General features: G+C 63.1%; 19 protein-coding genes. 13 read left to right on the top strand and 6 right to left on the bottom strand.

The window, feature by feature from the left end:
* Nucleotides 1–5 precede the first annotated feature (5 nt).
* The 3 genes from LMJ30_RS03720 to LMJ30_RS03730 all read left to right on the top strand — a co-directional run bounded on the left by LMJ30_RS03720 (nucleotide 6) and on the right by LMJ30_RS03730 (nucleotide 5060).
* Nucleotides 6–938, top strand: coding sequence for an electron transfer flavoprotein subunit alpha/FixB family protein (locus tag LMJ30_RS03720; protein WP_229430993.1), 933 nt, complete (start codon nucleotides 6–8; stop codon nucleotides 936–938).
* Nucleotides 939–1062: 124 nt separating this feature from the next.
* Nucleotides 1063–2853, top strand: a complete 1791-nt coding sequence (locus tag LMJ30_RS03725; protein WP_229430994.1) for an acyl-CoA dehydrogenase — start codon at nucleotides 1063–1065, stop codon at nucleotides 2851–2853.
* Nucleotides 2854–3098: 245 nt separating this feature from the next.
* The gene (locus LMJ30_RS03730) at nucleotides 3099–5060 is read left to right on the top strand and encodes a hypothetical protein (protein ID WP_229430995.1); all 1962 of its coding nucleotides are present in this window, start codon (nucleotides 3099–3101) and stop codon (nucleotides 5058–5060) included.
* On the opposite strand, the gene LMJ30_RS03735 is transcribed toward LMJ30_RS03730, so the two are convergent.
* Complete coding sequence (locus LMJ30_RS03735; protein ID WP_229430996.1) at nucleotides 5057–5464, bottom strand: VOC family protein; 408 nt, start codon at nucleotides 5462–5464, stop codon at nucleotides 5057–5059. The genes LMJ30_RS03730 and LMJ30_RS03735 overlap by 4 nt on opposite strands.
* Before the next feature lie 261 nt (nucleotides 5465–5725).
* On the opposite strand from LMJ30_RS03735, the gene LMJ30_RS03740 reads away from it, so the two are divergent.
* Nucleotides 5726–6718 carry a GlxA family transcriptional regulator gene (locus tag LMJ30_RS03740; RefSeq protein ID WP_229430997.1) on the top strand — a complete coding sequence of 331 codons (993 nt, stop codon included), beginning with the start codon at nucleotides 5726–5728 and terminating at the stop codon, nucleotides 6716–6718.
* Between the two features lie 13 nt (nucleotides 6719–6731).
* Here the strand turns inward: LMJ30_RS03740 and map are convergent, their stop codons facing one another.
* From map to LMJ30_RS03755, 3 genes are all read right to left on the bottom strand, one after another.
* A complete protein-coding gene (map, locus tag LMJ30_RS03745; protein ID WP_229430998.1) occupies nucleotides 6732–7547 on the bottom strand; it encodes a type I methionyl aminopeptidase in 816 nt (271 codons plus the stop codon).
* Nucleotides 7544–7759, bottom strand: coding sequence for a ParD-like family protein (locus tag LMJ30_RS03750; RefSeq protein WP_229430999.1), 216 nt, complete (start codon nucleotides 7757–7759; stop codon nucleotides 7544–7546). Before LMJ30_RS03750 ends, map begins: the two co-directional genes overlap by 4 nt.
* A 63-nt stretch (nucleotides 7760–7822) precedes the next feature.
* Nucleotides 7823–8284, bottom strand: coding sequence for a TM2 domain-containing protein (locus LMJ30_RS03755; protein WP_229431000.1), 462 nt, complete (start codon nucleotides 8282–8284; stop codon nucleotides 7823–7825).
* A gap of 163 nt (nucleotides 8285–8447) precedes the next feature.
* Here LMJ30_RS03755 and rpsP point away from each other — a divergent pair, with 163 nt between their 5' ends.
* The 9 genes from rpsP (at nucleotide 8448) to LMJ30_RS03800 (ending at nucleotide 14245) form a co-directional block, all read left to right on the top strand.
* Nucleotides 8448–8693 (top strand): 30S ribosomal protein S16, encoded by a 246-nt coding sequence (gene rpsP / locus LMJ30_RS03760; protein WP_119810315.1) that lies wholly within the window; start codon nucleotides 8448–8450, stop codon nucleotides 8691–8693.
* A gap of 36 nt (nucleotides 8694–8729) precedes the next feature.
* On the top strand, nucleotides 8730–9254 hold the full coding sequence (gene rimM / locus LMJ30_RS03765; protein WP_229431001.1) for a ribosome maturation factor RimM: 525 nt from the start codon (nucleotides 8730–8732) through the stop codon (nucleotides 9252–9254).
* Nucleotides 9255–9277: 23 nt separating this feature from the next.
* Nucleotides 9278–10036 (top strand): tRNA (guanosine(37)-N1)-methyltransferase TrmD, encoded by a 759-nt coding sequence (gene trmD, locus LMJ30_RS03770; RefSeq protein ID WP_229431002.1) that lies wholly within the window; start codon nucleotides 9278–9280, stop codon nucleotides 10034–10036.
* A gap of 93 nt (nucleotides 10037–10129) precedes the next feature.
* Nucleotides 10130–10513: a 50S ribosomal protein L19 gene (gene rplS / locus LMJ30_RS03775; RefSeq protein WP_131428708.1), complete on the top strand. Its 384-nt coding sequence runs from the start codon at nucleotides 10130–10132 to the stop codon at nucleotides 10511–10513.
* A 67-nt stretch (nucleotides 10514–10580) separates the two neighbouring features.
* Nucleotides 10581–11249 (top strand): CoA pyrophosphatase, encoded by a 669-nt coding sequence (locus LMJ30_RS03780; protein WP_229431003.1) that lies wholly within the window; start codon nucleotides 10581–10583, stop codon nucleotides 11247–11249.
* 84 nt (nucleotides 11250–11333) lie between these two features.
* Nucleotides 11334–12293, top strand: coding sequence for a CobD/CbiB family protein (locus LMJ30_RS03785; RefSeq protein ID WP_229431004.1), 960 nt, complete (start codon nucleotides 11334–11336; stop codon nucleotides 12291–12293).
* A gap of 145 nt (nucleotides 12294–12438) precedes the next feature.
* Complete coding sequence (locus tag LMJ30_RS03790) at nucleotides 12439–12783, top strand: DUF3579 domain-containing protein (protein WP_229431005.1); 345 nt, start codon at nucleotides 12439–12441, stop codon at nucleotides 12781–12783.
* 127 nt (nucleotides 12784–12910) lie between these two features.
* On the top strand, nucleotides 12911–13360 hold the full coding sequence (locus LMJ30_RS03795; protein ID WP_229431006.1) for a CBS domain-containing protein: 450 nt from the start codon (nucleotides 12911–12913) through the stop codon (nucleotides 13358–13360).
* Nucleotides 13361–13459: 99 nt separating this feature from the next.
* Nucleotides 13460–14245, top strand: coding sequence for an SDR family oxidoreductase (locus LMJ30_RS03800; RefSeq protein ID WP_229431007.1), 786 nt, complete (start codon nucleotides 13460–13462; stop codon nucleotides 14243–14245).
* 120 nt (nucleotides 14246–14365) lie between these two features.
* Here the strand turns inward: LMJ30_RS03800 and LMJ30_RS03805 are convergent, their stop codons facing one another.
* Complete coding sequence (locus LMJ30_RS03805) at nucleotides 14366–15439, bottom strand: flavodoxin family protein (RefSeq protein ID WP_229431008.1); 1074 nt, start codon at nucleotides 15437–15439, stop codon at nucleotides 14366–14368.
* Nucleotides 15440–15576: 137 nt separating this feature from the next.
* Nucleotides 15577–16926, bottom strand: a complete 1350-nt coding sequence (locus tag LMJ30_RS03810) for a tetratricopeptide repeat protein (RefSeq protein WP_229431009.1) — start codon at nucleotides 16924–16926, stop codon at nucleotides 15577–15579.
* Between the last annotated feature and the right edge of the window lie 190 nt (nucleotides 16927–17116).

A 17116-nucleotide genomic window follows, 5' to 3' on the forward strand; every position in this document is an offset into this window, starting at 1 on the left:
CAATCATGGTCGCATTAGTTATTGCTGAACACGACAACGCCTCCCTCAAGGGAAGCACCCACCACACCGTCACCGCTGCAGCACAGTGCGGCGGCGACGTGCATATCCTGGTGGCCGGCGCCAACTGCGGCGCAGCCGCCGCTGAAGCCGCGCAGATCGCCGGCGTATCGAAGGTGCTGGTGGCTGACGCCGCGCACTTCGCCGATGGCCTGGCCGAAAACGTCGCCGAGCAGGTGCTCGCGCTGGCGGCGTCGTACTCGCACATCCTGGCCCCGGCTACCGCCTACGGCAAAAACATCCTGCCGCGCGTCGCTGCAAAGCTGGACGTCGCGCAGATCTCCGAAATCACCAAGGTCGATTCGCCAGACACCTTCGAGCGTCCGATCTATGCCGGTAACGCGATCGCCACCGTGCAGTCGGGCGACAAGGTCAAGGTCATCACCGTGCGTACCACGGGCTTCGACTCGGCCGCCGCTACCGGCGGTTCGGCTGCGACCGAAACCGTGCCGGCAGTTGGCGATTCGGGCAAGTCGAGCTTTGTCGGCCGCGAACTGGCCAAGTCGGACCGTCCGGAACTGACCGCGGCGAAGATCATCGTTTCCGGTGGCCGCGGCATGGGCTCGGGCGACAACTTCAAGCTGCTCGAGCCGCTGGCCGACAAGCTGGGCGCGGCAATGGGCGCATCGCGCGCCGCTGTCGACGCGGGCTACGTGCCGAACGACTGGCAGGTTGGCCAGACCGGCAAGATCGTCGCGCCGTCGCTGTACATCGCCGTTGGTATCTCGGGCGCGATCCAGCACCTGGCCGGCATGAAGGACTCGAAGACCATCGTCGCGATCAACAAGGATCCGGAAGCGCCGATCTTCTCGGTGGCTGACTACGGCATCGTTGGCGACCTGTTCGAAGTGGTTCCGGCACTGGTCAAAGAACTCGGCTAAATACGGCGAAACGTGATCCATCCGTAGGGTGGAAGAGCGCAGCGTCATCCACCGATTAGATATCAATCGGTGGATGACGCTTCGCTCTTCCACCCTACGTGACCATTAAAACTAGGAGATAAGAGTGAGCTACAACGCCCCACTGAAAGACATGCTGTTCGTGATGAACGAACTGGCTGGCATGCCGACGATCAGCCAGCTGCCAGGCTGCGAAGACGCTACCGCCGACACCGTCGAGGCGGTACTGGAAGAGAATGCGAAATTCTGTGGCGGCGAGATCGCCCCGCTGAACCACCCGAGCGACAAGGAGCCGAGCTTCTGGCACGACGGCCAGGTGACGACCTCCAAGGGCTTCAAGGAAGCTTTCAAGAGCTTCGGCGAAGCTGGCTGGCAGGGCTTGCAGCATCCGGTCGAATTCGGCGGCCAGGGCCTGCCGAAGCTGGTGGCGACGCCATGCATCGAGATGCTGCACGCATCGTCGCTGTCGTTCGCACTGTGCCCCTTGCTGACCGATGGCGCCATCGAAGCGCTGCTGACCGCCGGGTCAAGCGAACAGAAAGCCACTTACCTCGAGCCGCTCATCGCCGGCAAGTGGACCGGCACCATGAACCTCACCGAGCCGCAGGCCGGCTCCGACCTGGCCGCCGTGCGCACCCGCGCCGAGCCGCAGGGCGACGGCACCTACAAGATTTTCGGCACCAAGATCTTCATCACCTACGGTGAGCACGACATGGCCGAGAACATCATCCACCTGGTACTGGCGCGCACGCCTGATGCGCCGCCGGGCGTGAAGGGCATCTCGCTGTTCATCGTGCCGAAGTTCCTGGTCAACGCGGACGGCTCGATCGGCGCGCGCAATGATGCGCACTGCGTCTCGATCGAACACAAGCTGGGCATCAAGGCCAGCCCGACCGCGGTACTGCAGTTCGGCGACCACGGCGGCGCCATCGGCACCCTGGTGGGCGAAGAGAACCGCGGCCTCGAATACATGTTCATCATGATGAACGCGGCCCGCTTCGGCGTCGGCATGCAGGGCATCGCCGTGGCTGACCGCGCCTACCAGCAGGCCGCCGCCTTCGCCAAGGACCGCGTGCAGTCGCGCGACCTGGCAGGCTCCGCCGGCCCTGTCGCGATCATCAACCACCCCGACGTGCGCCGCATGCTGATGTCGATGCGCTCGCAAGTGGAGGCGGCGCGCGCGCTGGCCTACGTGGGCGCTGGCCTCAGCGATGCCGCGCACTTCCACGCCGATGCCGAGACGCGCAAGGCCAACCTGGCAGTGTATGAATACCTGGTCCCTGTCATCAAGGGCTGGTCGACCGAGATGTCCGAAGCGGTTACCCGCGACGGCGTGCAGGTCCACGGCGGCATGGGCTTCATCGAAGAGACGGGCGCGGCGCAGCACTACCGCGATTCGAAGATCCTGTCGATCTACGAAGGCACCACCGCGATCCAGGCCAATGACCTGGTCGGCCGCAAGACGGTACGCGACGGCGGCGCCGTGGCCAAGGGCCTGATCGCACAGGTGCGTGCAACCGAAGCCGAACTGCGCGCAACCGACAACGCCGACTTCGCGGCGATCGCGCGCCAGCTGGCGGACGGCAGCCGCGCGCTTGAGGAAGTGGTCGACTTCATGGTCGCCAATGTCAAGAGCGACATCAAGGGCGTGTTCGCGGGCAGCGTGCTGTACCTGAAGCTGGCCGGCATCGTGCTCGGTGGATGGCAGATGGGACGCGCGGCACTGGCGGCCCAGCGTAAATTGGAAGAGGGCGCAGGCGACGCGCAGTTCTACAAGGCCAAGATCGGCACCGCGCGCTTCTTTGCCGACCATATCCTGTCGCAGGCGCCAGGCCTGCGCACGGCCATCGTCGACGGCAGCGCCGGCGTGCTGGCGCTGGAAGTCGACCAGTTCTAAGCAAGCTCCTGGTAGGGCGGATAAGCGTGAAACGCGCATCCGCCGACTGCACGCGCCACCTTGGCGCGCGCGGTTCGGCGGATGCGCGCAAGCGCTTATCCGCCCTGCGCATTCAAGCTTGACGCATCAATAACACCGTGGTTTTTACTGTTTTCAATTGATTTTCGTTTAGGGAATCACGACTATAATCGGGAGCATCCTCAGCCATGGCGGCTGGGTTGCCTGAACTGTAAAGGTTGCCCCGAATGTCGAATGCGAAGTCCTTGCGGGCGGTCCCCGCCTTCCTGCTTGCTGTGTTGCTGGCTGCCTGCGGAGGCAGTGGCGGCAGTTCCGGTAACGTCCCGGTCCAGACCCCGGCCCCGCCGCCCCCCGCACCGGTACCGGTCCCGACGCCAACTTGCGTCGTCCAACTTGTCGCAGATGCCACGGTAGATATCGGCAAAACTGCCGGCGCCAGCGTGCTGGCCTGCGGCAGCGAGGTGATGGGGGAGGTCAGCTGGACCCAGCTCAGCGGCCCGGCGGTGACCTTGCTGTCGTCCCGGAGCCCGACCGTTTCCTTCGACGCCAGTGAAGCCGGCGTCGTCAAGCTGCGCGCCGACGTGCGCCTGGCCAGTGGCGCGCTCGAGTCGCCCACGGCCGAGATCACCGTCGCGCCGCGCGCCGCTGGCAGTTTTGTCACAGTGCGTACCGACCACTCGGTGCGCCCGGGAACCGACACGTCGGTACGTGCCTGGCCTACCCTGGGCGCTGGCGAAACGGTTACGCGCATCGTCTGGACCCAGGTATCGGGCCCAGCCGTGGAAATGAACACGACCGACGAACGCGTACTGATGTTCCGCGCCCCGACGGTGGCATCCGACACGGCGCTCAAGTTCCGCGCCACGATGACCACCAGCACAGGCCGCCAGGACGCCGATGACGTGGTGATCGCCATCGAACGCCAGGCCCTGGCGGCCGATTCCCTGTTGGAAATGACAGCGCGCGTGCATCCCTACCGCACGGCAACCCGCTACGCGGACGTGCTGCGCCAGTGCACCTACGATGTCGCCCTGTATTACACCGACAACGTTCGCAATAACTTCTGCAAGGCGTCCACCCTGCCTTTGCTGCAGGAAGAGGCAGGCCCGGGCGTGATTCCAAGCGTGGCGCAGGTCATGGGCCGGGTGCTGGTATCGCACGACTTCCTCGGCGCAAACTTCGAGCAGTTCTTGCTGACCCAGGACCCGCACGGCGACTTCCGCCGCATGCTGGCCGGCACCACCGCGATCGTGCTCGGTTCGCACGTGCGCCCGAGCTTCTACATGTCGGCCACCGGCGCCATCTACCTTGACGCCAACAACCTGTGGCTGACCGCGGCGCAACGCGACGTGGTCACCGAAGTGCCGGATTACCGCCTCGCCTTCGACGACGAGCTGAACTACAGTGCCTTCGGCCGCCAGGTCAAGGACAACGACTACGCGCGCCGGGCCTTCCCGTCGACCGAGCGGGTGAACCGGTCGGTCGACGAACTGGTGCCCGTGCTTGGCCGCCTGCTGTACCACGAGCTGGCGCACGCGGCCGACTTCTTCACCCCGTCACAGCGCGCCCTCAATCCTTCGCTGTCGATCTGGGGCAACGTCGTCGGACGCATCACCGCTGACGCGCTGGTGTCGGATTCGCTGGCGGCAAGCTACCCGCTGACCTCGGCCGAAATGGCGGGGCTGGGGCAGGTGACGTTCCAGGGACTCAAGGCAACCGAGCAGCAGAAGGCGTATACCGCCGCCGACGTCGGGCGCTTCTTCGGGTCCGACCTGGCCAACGACGACTACGCGTATTCGAGCACCCGCGAAGACCTGGCGATGCTGTTTGAAGAGTTCATGATGAGCTACCGCCACGGTATCCGCTACGACATCGCGTTCACCAATGTGTACCGCGATGGTACGCCGAGCGGGCAGGTGCTGGTGGCCTGGGGGCAGCGTGGACGGATCGCCGAAGCGGCCATCAAGCCGCGCATCAAGCTGGTGCTGGCGCAGGTGGCGCCGTGGATCGACCCGGCGGTTGTCGACAGCCTGCCGGCGCCGCAGATGATGCGGGCAGGGCAGAGCTGGGATGCCAACCTGGTGCTGGGCAGCGGAACGGGCATGTCGGGCATCTCGGCGCGCCGGATCGTGTCCGGGGAGGACGCGGCCCAGCGCCTGCGCGAGGATTCGCGCAAGCCGCGCGACTAGCTGTTGGGCGCTGGCCTGGGCCGGTGCACCGCGCAGAGCTTATTGCCGTGGGGATCGCGAACGTAGGCTACATACACCGGCCCGGTACCATTGTCGCGCATGCCGGGTGCGTCCTCGACGGATTGTCCGCCATGCGCAATTGCAGCGTCGTAAAAGGCGTGCACCTGTTCGGGCGAGGCGCATTTGAAGCCGATGGTCCCGCCGTTCGCGCCGGTCGCTTCCTCATTATTGATCGGTTCGCTAACACAGAAGGTACTGCCGTTGTGCCGATAGAACAGGCGCTGGTGACCCGTTGGCGCCTGGTTGCGGATCGGTTCACCTGCCCCAAGCGTTCCGAGAACCGCGTCGTAAAACAGTCGCGCCTTCGAGATGTCGTCAGCACCGACCATGACATGGTTAAGCATATTTTCTCCTTTGGTATCAGGGCGGCGGACAGGGCTGCCCGCCGCGGTTGTTGAAGAAAAATGATGTCGTCGTTGCTGCCCGGGATGCTGTACCCGATGCCACGACTTGCGCGGTACAGCAGCCAGGCCCCAACGGCGGCCCCTGCCAGAATGAGCGTGACCATGATGCGCTCCGGAAATGACTGAATAAAAGTTCATTATCAGCGTCCGCGCCGGCTGGCGCCATTGGCCAAAACGCCAAATTTATGGTCTACTTGGACAATGTTCAGATCACCCACCCCTATCCGCATCGGCGTACTGATCTACCCGGAATGCGCCTTCACGACCCTGGCCATCGTCGACGTCTTTCACGTGGCGAATGCCATGTCCAGGCTCCGGCCGGCCGGCGAGCAGGTGCAGTTCGAAACCAGATGGGTGAGTCCCGGAGGGGGTGTGGTGGCGTGCTCGGGCGGCATGTCGTTTTCGACCGAGCCCATGACCGGCGCGGACTACGACGTGGTCATCGTACCCGGCATGGTGAACGGCGACATGCGCCCCCTGCTGCTGGGCAAGCTTGAAGCACAGTGCAGCGCCCTGCGCCGCTTTGCCGAGGGCGGCGGCCTGGTCGCATCGCATTGCTCGGGCTCGTTCCTGATGGCCCACGCCGGATTGCTGGACGGGCGCCGCGCCACGACGAGCTGGTGGCTTGATAGCCTGTTCCGCAAGCACTACCCGGCGGTCCAGCTGGATACCGAAGAACTGATCGCCTGGGATGCGCCTCTATTGTCCTCGGGACCGGTGACGGCCTATGCTGACCTTGGCTTGTGGCTGATCGGCCATTTCGGCGGTGAGCCGCTGCGCCAGATGTCGGCGAAGGTGATGGTCGCGGACAGCAACCGCTCCAGCCAGGCGCCATTTATTTCCGAAGCCATCGCCGCAGGCAGCGGCCACGCGGTGGTCGAGCGCGCGCGCCGCTGGCTCAATGAGCGCATGGACCAGCAGTGGAACATGAGCGAGCTGGCCGGCTATTGCAACACCAGCCCGCGCACCTTGCTGCGGCGCTTTCAGAAAGCAGTCGGTCTCAGCCCGGTGCAGTACACCCAGAAGATGCGGGTCGAGCGCGGCAAGGCCCTGCTCGAATCGACCATGCTGTCGCTGGAGGATATTACCGAGCGCTGCGGGTACGCGGATGTGTCGACATTTAGTACCGTCTTCAAGCGCTGGAGCCAGGTGACGCCGCGCGAATACCGCAGCCGCTTCGGCCTGCGCGCCTGATGCGGCCGGACCGCTAGGCGCCAGCAAAGCGCGGCGCGCTGCGCGGCAGGATTGTCGGCCTGGCGAGCATGCCGTGTTCGTCAGGGCGCAAGGTCAGCACCGACACGCCGGACGCAGTGACGGCCACGGTGTGCTCGAACTGGGCCGACAGCGAACCGTCCCTGGTGACGACTGTCCAGCCGTCATCCTCGGTCCGCACGCTGCGTCCGCCGCGATTGAGCATCGGCTCGATCGTGAAAACCATGCCCTCACGAAGCACGAGGCCGGTTCCCGGCGTGCCGAAGTGCAGCACCTGGGGTTCTTCATGCATCTCGCGGCCAATGCCGTGCCCACAGTACTCGCGTACGACGGAGAAGCCATTGCGCTTGGCATGGCGTTCGATCGCCGCGCCGACGTCGCCCAGCCGTGCGCCCGGGCGCACTTCGCGGATGCCCTTCCACATGGCTTCGTAGGTGGTCTGCACCAGCCTTCTGGCAGCGGGGCCGACCTCGCCGATGAGATAGGTTTTGCTGGAATCCGCGATATAGCCGTTCTTTTCCAGCGTGATGTCAAAGTTGACGATGTCGCCGTCCTTCAGCACCGTCGCTTGCGATGGCACGCCATGGCAGACCACGTCATTGACCGAGGAATTCAACGCGAATTCGTAGCCATACTGGCCCTTGCTCGCTGGCCGTGATTGAAGGTCGCCGACGATGAACTGTTCGACCATTGCGTCGACCTGGAGTGTCGACATCCCGGCCAGCGGGGTAAGGTCGAGCAGCCCGAAAACAGACGCCAGCAGCCGGCCGGATTCGGCCATCAACGCGAGCTCGTGGGGTTGCTTCGTCATGCTTCGCTCATCGCCATCAAGGGCGGGGGCGTGACGCCCGCGGAACCAAGCTCGCGCTGCATGATCTCATTGAAGCTGAGCGTAGGATTGGTTTCGCACAGCATGCCGATCCGGATCCAGAAGGCGGCCTGCGCATTGATCGAGCGGCACGATACCTTGGTGGCCCTGCGCAGCTGATCGTGCAGATCATCGTCGATGTTAACAATGCCCATTGATTACTCCATATACGTTTCGTAGTCGATCAGTATATGGATCGTATATCGATGTGGCAAGTGTTATCCGTAGGCGCCGCCGGTGTACAACAGGTCGAACACGCGCGCGATGGTGCCGATCAGGGTGACCGAGCCGACGATCATGGTCGTCACCAGCAGCACGGCAAGGATCCAGCGCGACGCCGAGGCCTGGCCGGAGCCGGCGTTAAATTGCGCGTCGAACTTTTCGTCCGCAGTCACGCCCAACACCAGCGCTTCAATGAAAGCGACGATGTACGAGATGGTGATCGGCAGCAGCTTGAAAAAGCCGTCCGCTTCCGGCGCCAGCCCGACCACCATGCCTGCGATCGGTACGCTGCACAGGTGCATCAGGCCGAGCTTGTCGAGCGGACCGCGCAGGTAGAAGCGGTGCACGCCGAGGCCGCCGAGGACGAGGGCGAGGAAGGTGGCGAAGGTCTTGTTCTTGTGCGGCGTGGACATGGACTTGGCAATCTTGAAAACTGGAAAGGTAGAAGTATCGGTCATATTGCCCACGCCTGCCAGTACAGGTGGCGGTGACGCCCAAAATCAGGGATAATGCTCAATTGGCCCGAACTGCGCGCCTGTTGTCATTAACGCTTGCTGCTGTGCGGCATTGCGCGCTATAATTGTCGGCTTTTTCCGCCCAGCACAACTTTTTGGAATTATTATGGTCGTTATTCGTTTAGCTCGTGGAGGCGCCAAGAAGCGCCCGTTCTTCAACATCGTTGCTACGGACTCGCGTAATCGCCGCGATGGCCGCTTCATCGAGCGTATCGGTTTCTACAACCCGATGGCATCGGGTCAGGAAGTTGGCCTGCGCATTACCGCAGACCGCCTGGCTTACTGGCAAGGCGTTGGCGCACAACTGTCGCCAACCGTGGCTCGCCTGGTCGCTAGCCAGCCTGCAGCTTAAGTAGTCCCTGTTTTGAGCAGTTCGGCAGCACCCGGGGTGCAAGTCCCCGACGACCTGACCCAGGTCGGATACGTTTCCGGCGCCTTTGGCGTCACCGGTTCGATTCGGGTCACCCCGTTCTCCGCCGATGCGGATGCGCTGCTGAACATCAAAACCTGGTGGCTGGATAAGCCCAGCCTGCGTTCCGTCGATGTACGGACCGCGAAAATGCACGGCGGCGACGTCGTGGCCCAGTTGGTCGGAACCATCGGGCGGGATGCTGCGGAGGCGCTCAAGGGCGCAGCTGTCTCAGTCTCGCGCGCCGAGTTCCCCGAACTGCCGGCCGATGAATTCTACTGGACTGACCTGATCGGTCTTGATGTCGTTAACCTGCAGGGTGAAAACCTCGGCACGGTGACCGACCTGATGCACAACGGCGCGCAGTCGATACTGCGCGTGGCGCCGGTTCAAACCGGCGATGAAAAGGCGCCCGAGCGCCTGATCCCGTTTGTGGACCACTTCGTCAAGACAGTCGACCAGCAAGCCAAAAAAATTACTGTTGACTGGGGCCTGGATTATTAAGGCCCGGTCGAAGCGAGAGCCCGATGCAGTTTGACGTCGTGAGCTTGTTTCCCGAGATGTTTGCCGCGTTGACGCAGTCGGGTGTGACCCGGCGCGGACACGAGCAGCAGCGCTGGGGCCTGACGATCTGGAATCCGCGCGATTTCACTTCCGACCGCCACCGCACCGTGGATGACCGCCCGTATGGCGGCGGCCCCGGCATGGTGATGCTGGCCAAGCCCCTGGAAGCGGCGATTACGGCGGCAAAACAACGCCAGCGCGATCTTGGATTGCCAGCCCCGCGGGTGCTGTTCCTGTCGCCGCAAGGCAAGCAGCTGACCCATGAAAAGGTCATGCAGCTGAAGGACGAACCGGGACTGGTACTGCTGTGCGGCCGCTACGAAGGGGTCGACCAGCGCCTGCTGGACCGTTGCGTGGACGAAGAAATCAGCCTCGGCGATTTCGTGCTGTCGGGCGGCGAACTGCCGGCGATGGTGCTGATGGACGCGGTAGTGCGGCAATTGCCCGGTGTGCTGGGCGACGATGCCTCGGCCATCGAAGACAGCTTCGTCAACGGACTGCTCGATTCGCCCCATTACACGCGGCCGGAATCGTACGAAGGTGTCGAGGTGCCGCCGGTGCTGATGGGCGGCAACCACGCAGAGATTGTAAAATGGCGCCGCCAGCGCATGCTGGAAGCGACCATGAACAAACGGCCCGATTTGTTAGGCAAGGCGCGCGACGCCGGCCTGCTGACCAAGGCCGACGAGAAGTTTTTGGCGGGTTTAGAAAAACCCGTGTAGTAGCAGCACCAAAACTGGGCATGTCGCCCATGTTTTAAACCCCATCCTCTACTGGGCGCAGGCGCCAGCACGATGGTTATTGGAGTTATAAAAATGAACTTGATTCAACAACTTGAGCAAGAAGAAATTGCCCGTATCGGCAAGACTATTCCTGACTTCGCACCAGGCGATACCGTCATCGTCAACGTCAACGTCGTCGAAGGCACCCGCAAGCGCGCCCAGGCATACGAAGGCGTCGTGATCTCCCGTCGTAACCGTGGCCTGAACTCGAACTTCATCGTTCGTAAGATCTCGTCCGGCGAAGGCGTCGAGCGTACGTTCCAGCTGTATTCCCCGCTGATCGCTTCGATCGAAGTCAAGCGTCGTGGTGATGTTCGCCGCGCCAAGCTGTACTACCTGCGTGAGCGTTCGGGTAAATCGGCACGTATCAAAGAGAAACTGCCAAACCGTCGCGCTAGCTCGGCTGCTGCTAAGTAATATCAGCCGCTGCACTAGAGAAAAGGCATCCCTCACAGGATGCCTTTTTTTCATCTATAGTCCCGAAATGCCTTTGTCTAAATTTTCCTTCGATCCCAAGTCGCTGCCGGTCGACGCAGTCGCCGGCGAGGCCGCGCTCGGCCAGGAACGCATGCTGGAAGACTGGTTGCGCCAGCGCTTCGCCGCGCCGCCCGATTGGCAGCCGGAAACAGCCGACGAATCGCTGGCGGCCCAGCGCATGACCGCCGCGTCGGTGCTGGTGCCGCTGGTGCAGCGTCCCGACGGCCTGCACCTGCTGTTGACCCGGCGTACCGACCACCTGAGCGCCCATGCCGGCCAGATCAGCTTTCCGGGCGGCCGCGCCGAGCCGGAGGATGTATCGGCCATCGATACCGCGCTGCGCGAAACCGAGGAAGAGATTGGCCTGGCGCGCAGCCACATCGACGTCATCGGCCTGCTGCCCGACTACATCACCAGCAGCGGCTACCAGGTGACCCCCGTGGTCGGGCTGGTGCACCCGCCATTCGAGCTGGTGCCCGATCCCAACGAGGTGGCCGACGTGTTCGAGGTGCCGCTCGCCTTCCTGATGGACGGCATGAACCACCAGCGCCTCTCGGTCGAGTTGCCCGAAGGGGCAGGGCGGCGCCACTTCTATGCGATCCCCTACGGACCCCACTTCATCTGGGGCGCGACGGCCGGCATGCTGCGCAACCTGTTCCACCTCCTGCGCGCTTAATTCGGCAATAAGTTTGATTCCGGCACTGCTCTGCGCTATCGTAGCGGGCATTGTTGTATTGCTTCATATCAAAAAGGACGTTTGATGACATTTCTCTCCATTCTTTGCGCGCTCCTGATCGAGCAATTGAAGCCTTTGCGCGCAGATAATATGATTTATGCGGAGATCAAAAGCTTCGCGATGCGCATCGAACGCTGGTTCAATGCAGGCGATGCCTCCCATGGCCGCCTCGGCTGGATCCTGATGATGGCCGCGCTGATGGTGCCGACGGCCGCCATCTACTGGACCCTGATGCACTACGAGCTGATCTTTGCGGCGTTCGCCTGGAACGTGCTGATCGTCTACCTGACCCTCGGTTTCCGCCACTATAGCCATTACTTCACCTCGATCCAGCTGGCCCTCAATTCGGGCGACGAAGCCACCGCGCGCACCTTGCTGGCGGAATGGGCGCGGATCGACACCGTTGGCATGGAGGCGCCGGAAATCATCCGTATCGCGGTCGAAAAGTCCTTGATCACCACCCACCGCAACGTGTTTGGCGTGTTTTTCTGGTTCCTGATGCCGCTCGGCCCGGCCGGCGCGGTGATGTACCGGGTGTCGGAATACCTGGCGCGCGCCTGGAACGAGCCCGAACACATGCGCAACGAAGCGTTCGGCCAGTTTGCGGCCAGGGCGTTCTACTGGATCGACTGGGCGCCGGTGCGCCTGACCGCGGTCGCCTTCGCCGTGGTGGGCAACTTTGAAGACGCGATTTATGCGTGGCGCAACTTTGCCCACCGCTGGACCGACGAAGCGCTGGGCATCATCCTGTCCGCAGGCGGCGGCGCCATGGGTGTGCGCCTGGGCAGCCCGAACGAGAATGCAGCCAAGCTGCTGCCGCTCGACGCCGCGCTGGTCGACAGCAGCGACAGCGAAGACGACATCCTGCCCGGCGAAGAGCCGAACCTGCGCGCGCTTCAAAGCACGGTGGGACTGGTCTGGCGGGCCCTGTTATTATGGATGATGTTGCTTCTGCTTGCGTCCAGCGCAGCCTGGCTGGGTTAACCGGATCCGAGGGGGCGTTATGGCCCCGCAACAAGTGAAATCGCGGCGTCAACTCTTCTATAAGATATAATACTGCCGTTCGGTTCCAAACCCGGCCAACGCGCGCCGGGGATCATCCACGCAGCATTCATGTTCCAGCCGCCCTATGGCCGAGTTACCGCAAACCAGGAAAGAACTCGCTGACGAGTTCTTTATTCTTGGCCTGACCAGCGATGGCAGGCAGTTCCGACCCAGCGACTGGGCTGAGCGGCTGTGCGGCGTCATGTCCTGCTTCCAGCCGGAAGGCGGCAAGGGCGGCCGCCATGCCCACCTCAAGTATTCCCCGTACGTCAGGCCAACCGTGCTCAACGGTGTGAAGGCCGTCGTCGTCAACAACGCGCTCAAGAACCTCGATGCGCTGGCTTATCACTTCGTTGTCAATTTTGCCAAGGACAACGACCTGCAAATCGTCGACGCCTGCATCCTGCCGGAACCTGACGAAGGCGCATGATTGCGCAAGCCCGCCGGTTTGACCGAAATCAAACACCCTGAATGAGCCCGCGTTAGCGTAGTCCGGTGCACGGCCATGTGGCCGCGCCTGGCCATATTGCATGCGGTTCGCCGCGGGGGAGCACAGAATGCGCGTCGGGGAAATTTGTACCGTTGAAACCATCTACTGCAAGCGCGACGAAACCGTGCAGGGCGCCGCGGCGCTGATGCGCAAGCACCATGTCGGCGACGTCGTCGTCATCGAGCAGCCCAACGGCGAACGCACGCCGGTGGGCATCGTTACCGACCGCGACATTGTGGTGTCGGTCATTGCGCTCGGGCTCGACCCGGCCAGCCTGCTGGTGGGCGACATCATGAGCGACGACCTGTTGACCACCAGCGAAGACGACGACGTGTACGAAACCATCGAGCGCATGCGCTTCCGGGGCATCCGCCGTGTCCCCGTCGTCAACAGCGCGGGCGGCCTGACCGGCATCGTCAGTGTCGACGACCTGCTGGAGTTCCTGGCCGAGGAGATGGGCGAGCTCTCGCGCATCAGCTCGCACCAGCAAGCCCACGAAAAGCGCGCCAAACAGTAGGGGATCAGGACCGGGGGCGGAGCAAGCCGGGGCAGCCTATGCTATGATGTTGCCGTAGGGCATCGTATGTCGCCCATGTTTATTGCAACGGAGAGTCACATGGCAGGCAGCAGCAGGGTTGAAGGGATTTCGTTCGCGGGCAAGGTGGTGCTGGTGACAGGCGCCGCTGGCGGCATCGGCCGGGCCGCTGCGCTTGCATTCGGACGCGCAGGCGCGTGCGTGGTCGTGGCCGACACCTCGGTCGATGGCGGCCATGCGACGGCGGCGATGATCGTCGAAGCGGGCGGCAAGGCGCTGTTCGTACCCTGCAATGTCACCCGCGACGCCGAAGTGGAAGCGCTGATCGACAAGACGGTGTCGTACTACGGCAAACTCGACTGCGCCTTCAACAATGCCGGCATCGAGGAAGAGTACCTGCCGCTGGCCGAAGCGGACGAAGCGCTGTACGACCGCATCATGGGTGTCAACGTCAAGGGCACCTGGCTGTGCATGAAGTACGAAATCCGCCAGATGCTCAAGCAGGAGGGCGGCGGCGTGATCGTCAACACGGCATCCGTTGCCGGGCTGGTCGGCGCGCCGACGCAGGCGATTTATGCCGCCAGCAAGCACGCCGTGGTCGGCATGACCAAGACCGCGGCGGTGGAATACGGCCGTGACGGCATCCGCATCAACAGCGTATGCCCGGGGCTGATCGACACGCCGATGCTGGCGCGCGCCCTCAAGCGCGAACCGGGGCGCGAAGAAAAACTCAAGAACGCCAACCCGATCGGCCGCCTGGGCCAGGCCGGCGACATCGCCGAAGCGGCCATGTGGCTGTGCTCCGAGCACGCCGCCTTCATTACCGGCCACCAGCTGGCCGTCGACGGCGGCCTGAGCGCGATCTGACCATCACCGTCGTTCCCGCGAAGGCGGGAATCCATACGGCCTCTGAACAGACGTGCCATGGGTTCCCGCCTGCGCGGGAATGACGGACAAGCGCCCTGCCGCCGCATGACGGGAAAGCCGCTATTTCGGCCGCGGCGCCTTCAGCTTCAGGTCCGGCTGCGACAGCCTGCCGGCGCGCAGTTCACCCACTGCATGCGCCACCGCGCGCGCAACATTGCGCACTTCTTCCTGCACGTTGCTGTCCTGGTCGAGCGCTTCATGGCTCTCGGCATACGATTCGAAATAGCCGACATACCGGTCAAGCCGCGCCATGCTTCCCGCATCGACCAGTCCCATCCAGTCCAGCCAGTCGGACAGGCCGCGCCGCGTGCCTTCGATGCCGGCGACATCGCCATGCACCACCACGCCATATACCCGCCCGGCAAGGTGCTTCGGATAATCCCATCCCCCCAGCTCGATCTCCTTGGCCAGCTCGGCCTTTTTGCCCTGGGTTGAAGTCGGGTCGGGGTTGCCGCCATCGGCGCAGACCAGGCGGTCGATCATCAGCTTGAGCACCGACGGCATGCTGTACCAGTACACCGGCGTGAGGATGATAATCGCGTGGGCAGACACCCACTTCTCGTAGATCTCAGCCATCCAGTCATTGGTCTGGCGCTCGGCATGGTTGGGATAGCAGCTGCATGGCCAGTGGCACAGCGGCATCGCGGTTGACACGCAGCCCTTGCACGGGTGGATGTGGCGGTCGTAGTCGGAGGTCAGCAGGCTGAGGTCGAGCAGGTCGGTGTCGAGGCCGGCGGCGTCCAGCACTTCCTGCGCCAGCCTGGTCATCCGGAAGGTCTTCGAGATCTCGCCGGGGCAGGTGCCGTCGTTGCGGGCCGAACCGTTGATCAGCAGCACGCGCGAGCGGGTCGACGGATCTTTCTGGCGTTTGTCGGCCTCGATCAGCCGGTCGCGGGTGGCGCGCCATTCCACCGACAGGTCGTAGCCGGGATCGTCGAAGCCAGGGCCGGCTTTGGCGGTCACCGGCGCCTTGCGGCCTTTCTGATAGTTATCCCACGCGATGTCCTCGATGGCCGCGAGTTCGCTGCCGACTGCCTGGAAGGCTGGATCCTTGAAGGACCGGTGGAACACCAGGCGGAACTCGTCGCGCCCCAGCTTGGCTGGCGCCTGCCCCTTGCGTATTGTGACCATCATCGCTCCCGTGGTTGATGGCCAATTATGCAGGGCGAGTGCGGCAAGCCTGTGTTCGATGGCGAACACGAGCGTACAACAGGCGAAAAAAAAGCCCGGTGCAAAACCGGGCTTTCCTGGAAGCGCCGAGGCGCAAGGATTTACTTGACGGTGGCAGGGGCCGGCGCCGGGGCCGCTGCAGGGGCCGCTGCAGGCGCCGCTGCAGGCGTGCCAACCGGACCGTTCACGTAGGTGATCCAGTACTTCGACAGGTCGGTCAGGCCATCGTTGCCTTTCAGGCCTTCGAACGCCTTGATCGCGTCGGCCTTGCGGCCAGCTTTCGCGTAGGCGATCGCCAGGCGCAGCTTGGACTCGTCCGCGCGCTTCAGGCCGCCTTTAGCGATACCTTGCTCCATCAGCTTGATGCCCTTGTCGAACTGGTCCATGGTCACGTAGGCGTAGCCCAGGTTGACCAGGCCGGTGCCGTCCTTCGACTTCATCGCGCTCGCTTCACCCGATGCAATGTTCTTCGCGTCGTCGGCAGCTTGCTTGTTGGCCTTGTCGCGCAGCGCCTTGTGGGAGGCGGCGTTATTGCCTTTGCCCATCACGCCAGCAGCGTAACCTTCGTCCATGGCCTTCTTGGCTTCGGTCGGGAAACCTGCCAGCAGTGCCAGCTCGGCCATTTCAACGTACTCGAGCGGATCGAGGGTCTTGATCGCCATGTCCTGCAGGCGCAGCACGTCGAGGCGGAAGCGGTCATTCCAGGTTGGCTTGCGCTGCATGCGGCTCAGCAGGTCGGTCCAGAAATCATCGCTAGGATGGTAGGTCACCAGCTTTTCCATCGCCATGATGTAGGTCGCGTCGTCCTTCAGCTTGGCGGCCGAGCTGCCCAGCAGGCGCAGGTCTTCCAGTTCAGGCACCTTGCCAGCCTTTTCCGCCTCGGCGATCACCGGCAGCAGTTCGGTCTTGGCGTTGGCAAAGTCGCCGCTCAGGTAGTAAGCGCGCACCAGGGCTGGACGCACCGCTTCCGGCGTCGTGCTTTCCTTCTGGTAACGCTTCATCCACTCGATTGCCTTTGGATAATTCTTTGCGTTGTAATGGTAATTGCCCAGCGCCTGGGTGAAACTCGACTGTTCGTTGGCCGGCAGGCGGCCCGAATTGATGACGGTCTCGAGTGCGGCCATCGCCATCGCGTCGTTGCCCGACGACGAGCCCAGCGCCAGCTTCATGCGGTTCAGGACGTAGTCTTCGTACGGGGTGCGGTTGGGGAAGGCTTCGGCCTGGGTGATACGGTCTTGCAGTTCAGCAAATTTCTTCGCAGCCATCATCTCTTTGAACACGGCCGGATCGATCAGCTTGAACATCTCAGGGCGGACCGTGTCCTTGGGTGCTTCTGCGGCCGGGGCAGCCGGTTTAGCCTGGGCATGCGCGCTGGTAAGCAGGGCAGGCGCAGCGTTCAGGCCGATTGCGGCGAGGAGCAAGCTGATACGAGCAAGACGGAATTGGGACATGAAAGATCCTTCAATAATGACAAAGAGGTGGAACCAGCACTACAACGCGCGAGCTGGGCAATCCGTGGACATGGCGAATTCAACGGTGCCGATCGCAGAAAGCGCACATTGTGGCATAAAGTAGACAAACCGACGCCGGAATCGTGTGAGCAAACGTTTCCGGCCGATGCCCCCCCAACTTGAACAACTG

The sequence above is a fragment of the Massilia agrisoli genome (assembly GCF_020831365.1).
GTDB classification, from domain to species: Bacteria; Pseudomonadota; Gammaproteobacteria; order Burkholderiales; family Burkholderiaceae_D; genus Telluria_A; species Telluria_A agrisoli.